Here is a 9997-nt window from a genome sequence, read left to right as displayed (position 1 = left end):
ATAGGAATCGTCTCGCTTTCAGATGATTCTCGAAAATTGCAGATCGCGGGATCTGCAGAGGGGCTGATCGTCAGCAGCCCCGGGCTCTGGCCGTCGCGAATTCTCCCCCCCTTGATTCGCGGCGGCTTTTTTATGCTTTGAAGCCAATGCCTTAATTCATCTTGCTTCCGTTTGGGTAAATCCAAATTTCTCTTGTTACGAATGCCTGAAATCAACTAGACTTTAGTCTGTGTCGATTATAGTTCAGTTCGATTTTTAACAATAGGAATGAATAGTGTTTTCAAAAACGGCTTTCCTGATTGCAGCAAGTACCTTAGTTTCTACCATGCTCATGAACTCTCAAGCAGAAGTTTATGCGAAGGCTCCTGAAACATACCGTGTAAAAATGGAAACGACTAAAGGCACTTTCTACATTGATGTCACGCGTAGTTGGTGTCCTATTGGAGCTGATCAATTTTATAATCTGGTGAATTCCGGATTCTATAATGATTGTGCATTTTTTAGAGTGATCGAGGGCTTCATGGCGCAAGTCGGTATCAATGGTAACCCCGAGATTCAAAAAAAATGGCGTGATCAGACAATTCAAGATGATCCGGTTTCAAAATCCAATCTTCGAGGTTATGTCTCCTTTGCTAAAACAGGAGCACCACATTCAAGAACAACTCAGATTTTCATCAACTTTGGGGATAACCGCCGACTGGATAAATATGGTTTTGCCCCTTTCGGTTATATTTCAACTCAGGGAATGAAAGTTGTTGATTCTTTGTATTCAGGTTATGGTGAAGGAGCACCCAACGGGCGCGGCCCCTCCCAGGGGCGGATTCAGGAAGAAGGGAATCAATATCTGAAACAGGATTTTCCCCGTCTCGATTATATTACCAAAGCGACGATTGTGAAAAAATAAGTAGCAAATCCGAGTTGCTATTTTTCTAAATGAGGCTGAATAAAGAGAGCCTTCTTTTCACCAGGCAGTGTGAAGTCGAATCCGCAGCTTTGAAAAAATACATCAGACGACGTGACTACCATGATTTCCAAAATATTTCTTTGACGCGCTCGTTCAATACAAGCGGCAACCAGCTTTTTCCCGATACCACTACCCTGACGATGTTCTGCAACGACGAGGCTCCGAATTTCAGCCAGTTTTCGAGAATAGATTTCCAGCGAGGCGAATCCGATGATTTCCTCATCTTCAACGGCAACGAAACCCGTTTCCACTAACTCGTCTAATTCATCTGAAGTACGGGGTAGAATCTTCTCCTGTTCCACAAAAGGGATAATGAATTCAGCGAGTTTTTTAATATCGTCCTGTTTTGTAGAACGTATGTGAATATGATCTGTCATTTCAGAAGATCTTTATCTAAGAAGTAAGTATTTGAACTACATGACACTTTTCAAATCTGCCAAATTAAACCATAAATTAGGGATTTCAGAGCAGCTCTGACTGATATCGTTTTTCCAGGATGATATCGGCCCGAGTCATTCACTCTTTTTCTGAAGTCGTAAAAAGGAGGACATCTTGATGATGCAAGCTGAAGATCGATTAGTTATGGTATCCGTCAGGCCCGTTCCTGTGAATAGGACCGCAGTATAGTTAATTGCCCATGTATAAGGTAATATTCTAATGAAAAAATCTCAGTTTTTAATTTTATGCGGTGTGATTTGCCTCACTTTTTCTGGTTGTGGTGGCTATTTAAAGCCAGACGCGAAAACAGATACGATTGTAGCGGATCCCCAAACCACTTCCTCTGAATCCAGTCAAAAAGAAATGGATAGTAACATGAATGACGAAAGTGAACCTGGATACTCAACAACTCCCTCTGGATTGAAATATCGTATTGTTAGAGAGGGTAGTGATAAAAAACCCGGATCTCAAGACAGTGTCACTGTTCATTATCGTGGGACGCTGGAAGATGGAACCGAATTTGATAGCTCCTATAAACGAGGAGAAACGATTTCGTTTCCTTTAGGTGGTGTCATTAAAGGTTGGACAGAAGGCTTGCAACTCATTGGTGAGGGCGGAGAAATCGAATTGATTATCCCACCAGATCTGGGGTATGGTGCAGCCGGTTCTCCTCCTGTTATTCCAGGTGGTGCGACCCTGCACTTTAAAGTAGAACTGTTTAAAGTCAATTAGCTGACATCGCTCGATTCCAGTCAGTTATTCTATTTCATTTAGCTAAAAAAAATTCAGGAGAGTATAGTGACCCACTGCTGGCACGATGTGACTCCCGGGCAAAACCTGCCTCGCGATTTCACTGCCGTGATTGAAATCCCTACTTTTTCCAAAGTGAAGTATGAATTAGACAAAACGACTGGTCTTCTAAGACTGGATCGTATGCTTTATTCGGCAGTTCACTATCCCGCCAACTATGGATTTATTCCACAGACCCTGGCTGAAGACGATGACCCGCTGGATGTGCTGGTTCTTTGTCAGGAGCCAGTTGATCCTTTGACTATCCTCGATGCACGTGCCATTGGTGTGATGACTATGATCGACAGCGGCAAACCGGACCATAAAATTCTGGCTGTTGCCGTGAATGATCCGGAATATAATCCCTTTACGGAAGCATCAGAACTACCGCCACATCGATTGGCGATGCTGAGACGTTTCTTTCAGGATTATAAAATGCTAGAAGGGAAGACCGTCGAAGTCGAAGAGTTTCAGGCAGCTGCCGCTGCGTTTCCCATCATCGAAGATTCGCTGCAAAGATATAGCAGTCAACGCCGGCGAGGTTTTTTATAAGACTTCGATTTGATTCTAAGAGATAACAATAAAGCAGCGATTTCAAGTTTTTGAAATCGCTGCTTTTTTTATCGGTCTTGTGTTCTATAATTCAAGTCTAAATCGGGTTATCAACTCGCACATGAGCTGTAGGGATTCGAATCCTTTGAAGGGTGGCTCGAATCTTTTCCTGGATGGCAGGTGAGAGTTGTTTCAATTCGTGTGTAAAAACTTGATTCCCCAGAATCTGATTGACGTTTAATGAGGGACGATTCCCAATATGGTGATCCAATTCTACCATTCGCACAGATTTTTCTTTTGTGGAACGACTTAGAAAAACGCGAATGAAACGATTATTACCCTGCATATGTGGCTTAATTTGCAAGCGGAAACTCGCTTTCCCCCGCAGCGCCATTTTTAACTCTTTCAATCGTTCATTAATCATCATCTGCACGTGATCTGGCATATCAATCATCTGCTCACTGATCTCATTCAGATTTCCTTTAAAATGGTGTGTTTGCAGTGTGTCACTCTCATCCTGATAACTGATTTCAACAGAATATCCATCTTTAACACTCCCCACAAATAACAGACTGAGATTATGAGTCGTAGAGACCGGGATGTGACTGAGCCCTAAAGGCATTTTACGTCCTCCCAAAGGATCTGACTCAGTCGAACGGGAAGCTATTGGGCCATCCTGAGGTGGTTGTACATTTTTTGTCTTTTGCGGTTTCTGATTTTGACCAACGGGTCTGACTGAGAACTGATAATGTCGATAGAGTTTTTCTATTAATGTCACTTCGATGGTCTGATGCTTTGAGGCACGAATCACACCCAATTTAACTTTGCTGTCTTTGTCGGCTTCCATGACAAATTTACGTAGTACATCAGAAGAAGTGATGGCTTTACCATTAAAGGTGGTCAGAACATCAAACATTTTGATGCCCGATTGTTGAGCAGGAGAATCGGGAAGAACCAGTTTTACTCCCACACCCTGGCCAGCCTGTACCATTTCATTTAATTGCGCCGCTAAGGCTGCAGGTACGGGCTCGGTCACAATTCCCACGAAATTTCGCATTTCGGTTTCGCCAGTCGGGCGACTCGTCACGCGAAACGTCGTCTGCTTTTTAGTCGTTCCGGAATTCGTATTTTTTGCAGGAGCTCTCTTTGGTTGAGTTGAATTCTTGGACTTTGATTTTGTTTGGCCGGGCTTCTTTGCCTGTAAAGGATGTTCATCGGCAAAAGTAAGTTGAACCGCCAACAGAGAAAAAATGACTCCGCTTAAAAAGAACCATCGTTGCTGTTTCTTCATTGTACTGCCTTGGAAATGATTCAAAAAAAGACGTTACTTCCTCCTGAGACTCAATTCGTTCCAGAATTGGTAACTCCTTTTTTATGGCCCGTATTATAAATTCCTACTTATCCGCTAACCACAAAATTATTTATTTCAAAGTAATCAGACTCTACTGTTCGTTTCCACCCTCGTCATTAATTAGAGAGATTCGAGCCTTACTGACGGGAACAAAATCTATGGTCAATTCAGGCATCGACATCTCCACGTTCGTTCCCGTTTCTGGATTCTGAAAAGTGATATTTGTCCACAGAAGTTCTGTTTTCTGTTCGATGGGGCCGAACTCTGTATTGTAGAGTGTAATATCAATTGATTCATGTACGCTTTTGTTAACATCCGGAGTCATCTCTTTAGGAACATTTCCGTGATCAACAACGAGTGTTTCTGAATTGACCGAATGGGAGTTATCAGAAACATGATCGGTCTTCGATAACTCAGTTGGTACATTGATGGGACGATTCACCACAGGAATGTTCTCTACCGGTCGTATACGGGTGAAAACCACCACGGCCACAATCAAACAGGCACAAACACCCGTCATCAGCATGCTCAATTTGAATTGCCGACGAGGTTTCTTCCCGAAGCTATCGGGAACTTCGTTTCCCAGCTTGCTAACCTGCTTGGCTTGTTTTTCATACTCTTCGTCAGAAATGTCTGATAGTTCTTGCAACTCGAGAGGCATCTCTTGCTGAAAGTATTCGCGCAAAACACTCTCCAGCTCATCGTCATTCTCGAGCATTCCTGAAGTGTCAAACGGTTTCATGATCAATCCCCACTTTCTCCAACTCTTCACAAAGACGCTTTCTCGCACGAGAAAGCCTCATATCAATAGCTGATGTAGATGTGTTGAGCGCTATTGACATTCGCTTTGATGACCATCCTAGTGCATAACGAAGGACGAGAACCTCTCGATCCTCGGCTCGAAGTTGTCGAAGTGACTGCCGAATCTGGCAGTGTTTCTCTTTATTCTCCAGATCATCTGTTGGGTCTGAAGGTTTGCCTACAATATTATCCAAAAAATCTGCGGGCCTAGCTGCATGGTTCTGCCGACGGGCATAATCACGCAACCAATTTTGTGCAACAGTCAAAACCCAGGCCCGGATATTTCGAATTGACTGAACTTCTTGAGTTTGTAAACGTACGAATGCCTCCTGGAGCGCGTCATATGCACGATCAGAATCAGAGCATTGGGCATACAACAACGCCCAAATTTCTCGACCTTCTCGTAAATATACCGCCTCAATTTCTGCCGACCACCGTTTGGCCTGCTTATCAGGCATGCAAATTCCAATACATTAGAAGAGGGATAATCTAAGTCTATTGGAGAGTGTTAACGGCCTTTTATTATTCGCCAGCTTAACAACACTCGTCTAACTCACATGCACTAGAATAGACGGAAAGTCGATCAGAATCTAACGTCGATTCAACATTATTTCCGTTTCCTCATAGATTCAATCACCCCTCATCACTAGACTTTAACAGCCCCCATTCCCAATTGGAACGGTTAAGAGTTTGTATCATATTGCAAAATAAAGACTTATGGTAAATTGCCCACGTTGCCTATAGTGTTGGCAGACCATGAGTAAATTTCCACTCTGCGCCAAAAAACAAATTCGAAAACATGATATGCCAGTTGGTTTATGAGATCAGTCTCAATCGACATAGTTAACACTGGGGCTATTGAATCGTAGAAAACGGTAAAGGCTCTAGATATTTGTTCCTGATCTTGGAGACCGTTCCCTTGTATTTATCCATTTTTTTCATGCGATTCCAATCGGGATGCGCACGAAATCCGTCCCAGTGTTTTTCGTGGGCGGCACCGTCTGGCGCAGAAAGCATATAAGTCAGATTAGGCACATCATCTCCGATTAACATCTCACCAAAAAAAACGGGACCGAGTTTGACATCTCGCATAATGTCAATTTCTCCATTATTGAACATATCCACTTTCAAGCGTGCCAACTTCTCATTGGAACTTTCATAGGTCCGCAACTCAAACAGATGAGGGGCTTTGCCCTTGGGAATTTCTAAGACGGGCATTCCTTGAAATGCTTTCATGAAGCGACTTTCAATCCGAGAATAGGCGGGCGACTTTTTCGGTTGATTGAAGTATTCTTTAGCCGCGCTTTGGTAGGCTGCATCCGCTTCTAACACATCATTCAAACGCGAGAACTGTTCCAGCGAAGAAAAGGGAATGAGTACATACAACGAGTAGTCCCCTTTCGCTTCTTTCTCTTTGAAGACACCCACCCGGTTGATGCCCATCCGTTTTAATGCCGGCAGCAGTGCTTTCTCCAGATAGTGGTTGACAATTTTTTGTTTGGCAGGATCATCAATGCGATAGGTTCGCAGTTCGTAATACTCCTGTGCTTTTTTCTCATCTGCCGAGTGTACAACCTGACCAATACCAAGCGCCACTGCAGCACCCACAGTGCCTGTTAAAAATTGTCTTCGGTCTGTTTTATTATGATTCATAATATTCCTCGTTCTGATTTTGTATTTCCAATGTGATGATTAACGGATAGCTGCAAAACCACTTTATGGATTGACTGGCGCCAAAATCCGTGATGCATGCTTTCCACTATGATGAATTTTATTGTTCGCCACAACGACTTTTTCAGGGAACTCAATCGTTATCGGCTCACCCGTATTCGGATTCGGTTCATAAAAAGGGGCTCCCGTTGAAGCCACGGTCACGCGAATTCGATGTCCTTTGTTAAACACCTGACTCAGCCAGCCTACGTTAAAGGCGACTTTGTAAACCTTGCCGGGTTCCATAAACTTCTGTTGCTCAAATCCATCGCGATAGCGACCTCGTCGAATCATGTCGATAATTAAAATCGAGCGCCCATCAGGATACACGTCTGTCACACGTACAATGAAGTCGGTATCTTTCGCTGAAGAAGAAACCAGTAGTTCCGCTTTCACATTTCCTGTCCATTCTACTGGTTCGGTCAGTGGGTCCGTCGTGAATGTCAACACGTTTTCCTGTTCTTCAACGACGCGCGCGTCGCGCGCTCCGGGAAAAGCGCGTCCCAGAATTTTTGCAGGATTCAGTGGATCAGCAACGATTTTGCTAAAACTCCCCTGCTCCGTTGGTTTTGACAGAGATAATTTTCCCTCCGGTTGTAAATAGTAAGAAGTCTCCACAGTTTTCAAAGGCCAGTCATCCAGTGCTCGCCATTCATTTCCGGGGGCATCGGCTTCGCCCACGGCTCCCATTGCATAGTAGCGCACGTTAGCATCGTCATCGATGCCATTATCAACGCCTTTCAAGTAATGGTCGAACCAGCGAATCATCTCGGCCATCATGTCGAAATTGGCATTGTTGGGATATACCATTTCCCCAACTTTGTTAACCTTATTGAAGCGACCATGTAACCAGGGGCCGACATACAATTTCTGCTGTCCTCGTGAGTTCGGACCTCCTTTATATTGACGTCCGATGAAACTCTGCACCGAACCGACGCACATATAGTCGTACCAGCTACCAACGGTAAAACAAGGCACGTTCATTTTATCAAAATGCAATGTGCAATCTTCCGCTTTCCAGTAGTCGTCATAATCAGGATGGGAAAACCATTCTTTCATTAACGCCCGGTTGTGCGCGGGTACCCGGCAGACCGCATCCATCCCCTTAAAGCGATCGGGTTTCGCTGCTCCACCAATAAAATAGCCTTCATGGTACAAACTCAAGCCTGTATCGATCATAAACTGACAGACCAGGTGTGGTGGTTGTGTGATCGCCAGATAGTTTTGTGCATATCCTGCCTGGGAACTCCCAAAGGTTCCGATCTTTCCGGTCGACCAGGGCTGCTTGGCCAGCCACTCAACGACATCGTAACCATCCTGTTTCTCACCCCACTGTAAAGCACGATAGCCGACCCACGTTCCCTGCGACTTCTGTGAACCACGAAAGTTGACGGCACAGACGACATAACCATGTGATGCCATTTCCGCAAAGGAGAGTCGTGAGCCTTTTCCGCGCAGGCTGGCATACCGTTGCTCCATCAATACCGGCCAGGGACCATTCCCCTTAGGAAAATAAAGGTAGGCCGACAACTTGACACCATCCCGCATGGGAATCATCACATGTTTTTCCGTCACACCCTTTTCCAAATCGAGAGGCTTATCTTGAGCAAAAAGAGAAACGGGAAACACAAGTAGCAAAACAAAGATCAGGCAGGCGTGGGCCAGTTTATACATAGGTTGTCTCCGGCTGGAATATCAGGGTGGGAATTGATTTCCTTCGATTGTGGCGAACCTCGTCGCATTCAGCAAGCATAAACAACGGCTGTTCAAAAGACTGTCCGTCAATGACACAACAGGGACAGCCACTATGATTCAGTAATGGGTGCTGTTTTGGGATCGATTCTCTCCCTAAATGAGGCCCTGAATTCACTTGTGAAATTATGTTTTCAGACGCGAAAAAGGGACAGTATCCTTTCGAAAGTAACAAAAAACGAGTATGCTACCGCAATATTTAATCTCTGAATTATCATCTCAATATCTTTACTACCGGCTCCAGCAATGCGAACCGAAGCCTCAGTTATTGAGTCATCATTCCAATAAGTGGAATCAAAGCCGCCGTAGCTCAGTTGGCAGAGCGACGCATTCGTAATGCGTAGGTCAGGAGTTCGACTCTCCTCGGCGGCTCTCTAAAAGACTGTCATAGTAGTGTTTTACGAAATTTGCTTACTCACTGCTAGTATTTGAAATCGGGCTGGTACCAAAATTGGTACCTAAAATTGCATCGATTGCTTACTCTTTTTGAATCAGAACTCTGAGTCATGCCTAAGAATTTCTACCAGAGGCTAAGAGAGTACTATGAGCATGTCGGTGAAGCACTTCGGGGCGAAGCCAGTGCTAGTGCAATCTTCTCAAATACTTCGGACGTAGGCACTCACCGCGAGCGAATATATGCCGAATTCCTACGGAATCATCTGCCATCTAGTTGTAACATTATGTACGGTGGCTTTCTTTTCAATATTGATGGGGACGAGTCAAAGCAGTTAGACCTGATTATTTCGAATAGCACGAGCCCTCAATATAAGATGATTGACAGAGATTCAGAGGGGAAGTCATTCGCCTGTATTGAAGGTTGCTTAGCAGTGGTTTCCGTAAAGTCCACACTTGATACCAAGCAGCTATATGACGCGCTTAAGAATATTGCATCAATCCCTGAGAAGCAATCGATTGATGAAGTCAGGATTAACCCGCAAATGAATTTGCCAAACTATGAAGAATGGCCATATAAGATTATTTATGCTTCTGATGGGATATCGGGCGAGTCATTACAGACTAGTCTCAAACAATTTTATGATGAGAATTCAGATATACCATATTATCACCGTCCAAATCTAATTCATGTCGGAGGAAAATATAATATCATTCGGATCTTCCCAGAAGGAGGCAAAAATATTGGAGGTGAGCAGATACCCGCCAATATTTTTTACTTACATTCAGACCAATCTGACTTTTATCCTTTACAAGTAGCGGTTCAGCACATTCAAAAAAACGCTACAGCTTCTCAGCATATTTTATTCACCTATGACTGGATCTTGAGCAATCTCATTAATCGAACCGCAGACTGATAGACGTCATAATGAATATCAAATCATCGCTTAGGTTAACTGGGGCAGAATATGGGAAGCATGCCACTTTGACCTTGCCCCATTGACTAGGTTGAATGTCCTGAATTCGTTTATGGGCTAAGGGAACTGTTACTGACGCGGCAACTAGTGTTTTTGGTTCTGCCTTGGGAGCCGCCAGCCAGAAGAGACTGCCTGAGACAAGAAACGTTCCCAGTAAGCAAAGTAAGCCAACAACGCTGATACCACCGGCCAGATGGAATAGAGCTCTACTTTCAGTCGATGATTGATACGTATACACTTAATAATCATTTTATGATCAAATTATTATCC

At 44.0% G+C, this 9997-nt stretch carries 11 protein-coding genes and 1 tRNA gene; 5 read left to right on the top strand and 7 right to left on the bottom strand.

The genetic code is table 11. The features are described from left to right. The first annotated feature begins 274 nt into the window (after nucleotides 1-274). The gene (locus V202x_RS07510; protein ID WP_232098901.1) at nucleotides 275-904 is read left to right on the top strand and encodes a peptidylprolyl isomerase; all 630 of its coding nucleotides are present in this window, start codon (nucleotides 275-277) and stop codon (nucleotides 902-904) included. A gap of 17 nt (nucleotides 905-921) precedes the next feature. Here the strand turns inward: V202x_RS07510 and V202x_RS07505 are convergent, their stop codons facing one another. After that, on the bottom strand, nucleotides 922-1341 hold the full coding sequence (locus V202x_RS07505; RefSeq protein ID WP_145172643.1) for a GNAT family N-acetyltransferase: 420 nt from the start codon (nucleotides 1339-1341) through the stop codon (nucleotides 922-924). Nucleotides 1342-1621: 280 nt separating this feature from the next. On the opposite strand from V202x_RS07505, the gene V202x_RS07500 reads away from it, so the two are divergent. Both V202x_RS07500 and V202x_RS07495 read left to right on the top strand, forming a co-directional pair. Next, nucleotides 1622-2134 (top strand): FKBP-type peptidyl-prolyl cis-trans isomerase, encoded by a 513-nt coding sequence (locus V202x_RS07500; RefSeq protein WP_145172641.1) that lies wholly within the window; start codon nucleotides 1622-1624, stop codon nucleotides 2132-2134. Between the two features lie 66 nt (nucleotides 2135-2200). Then, entirely contained in the window at nucleotides 2201-2743 is a 543-nt protein-coding gene (locus tag V202x_RS07495) for an inorganic diphosphatase (RefSeq protein ID WP_145172639.1), read from the top strand. 97 nt (nucleotides 2744-2840) lie between these two features. On the opposite strand, the gene V202x_RS07490 is transcribed toward V202x_RS07495, so the two are convergent. From V202x_RS07490 to V202x_RS07470, 5 genes are all read right to left on the bottom strand, one after another. Beyond that, entirely contained in the window at nucleotides 2841-4034 is a 1194-nt protein-coding gene (locus tag V202x_RS07490; protein WP_145172637.1) for a PDZ domain-containing protein, read from the bottom strand. Nucleotides 4035-4185: 151 nt separating this feature from the next. Further along, complete coding sequence (locus tag V202x_RS07485) at nucleotides 4186-4836, bottom strand: hypothetical protein (protein WP_145172635.1); 651 nt, start codon at nucleotides 4834-4836, stop codon at nucleotides 4186-4188. Further along, nucleotides 4823-5353: an RNA polymerase sigma factor gene (locus tag V202x_RS07480; protein ID WP_144982399.1), complete on the bottom strand. Its 531-nt coding sequence runs from the start codon at nucleotides 5351-5353 to the stop codon at nucleotides 4823-4825. Before V202x_RS07480 ends, V202x_RS07485 begins: the two co-directional genes overlap by 14 nt. 397 nt (nucleotides 5354-5750) lie before the next feature. After that, nucleotides 5751-6548 (bottom strand): NIPSNAP family protein, encoded by a 798-nt coding sequence (locus V202x_RS07475; RefSeq protein WP_145172633.1) that lies wholly within the window; start codon nucleotides 6546-6548, stop codon nucleotides 5751-5753. Between the two features lie 63 nt (nucleotides 6549-6611). Beyond that, complete coding sequence (locus V202x_RS07470) at nucleotides 6612-8279, bottom strand: CocE/NonD family hydrolase (protein ID WP_145172631.1); 1668 nt, start codon at nucleotides 8277-8279, stop codon at nucleotides 6612-6614. 377 nt (nucleotides 8280-8656) lie between these two features. Between V202x_RS07470 and V202x_RS07465 the strand changes: the two genes are divergently transcribed. Continuing rightward, nucleotides 8657-8729: transfer RNA gene (locus V202x_RS07465), tRNA-Thr, on the top strand. A gap of 134 nt (nucleotides 8730-8863) precedes the next feature. Next, entirely contained in the window at nucleotides 8864-9667 is an 804-nt protein-coding gene (locus tag V202x_RS07460; protein WP_145172629.1) for a DUF6602 domain-containing protein, read from the top strand. Here the strand turns inward: V202x_RS07460 and V202x_RS07455 are convergent. Continuing rightward, the gene (locus V202x_RS07455) at nucleotides 9648-9965 is read right to left on the bottom strand and encodes a hypothetical protein (RefSeq protein ID WP_145172627.1); all 318 of its coding nucleotides are present in this window, start codon (nucleotides 9963-9965) and stop codon (nucleotides 9648-9650) included. The two genes, V202x_RS07460 and V202x_RS07455, sit on opposite strands and share 20 nt — an antisense overlap. Between the last annotated feature and the right edge of the window lie 32 nt (nucleotides 9966-9997).

Source organism: Gimesia aquarii (genome assembly GCF_007748175.1).
Taxonomy (GTDB): Bacteria; Planctomycetota; Planctomycetia; order Planctomycetales; family Planctomycetaceae; genus Gimesia; species Gimesia aquarii_A.
Note: the sequence above shows the minus strand (reverse complement) of the source record. Positions and strands in the feature narration are given on the sequence as shown.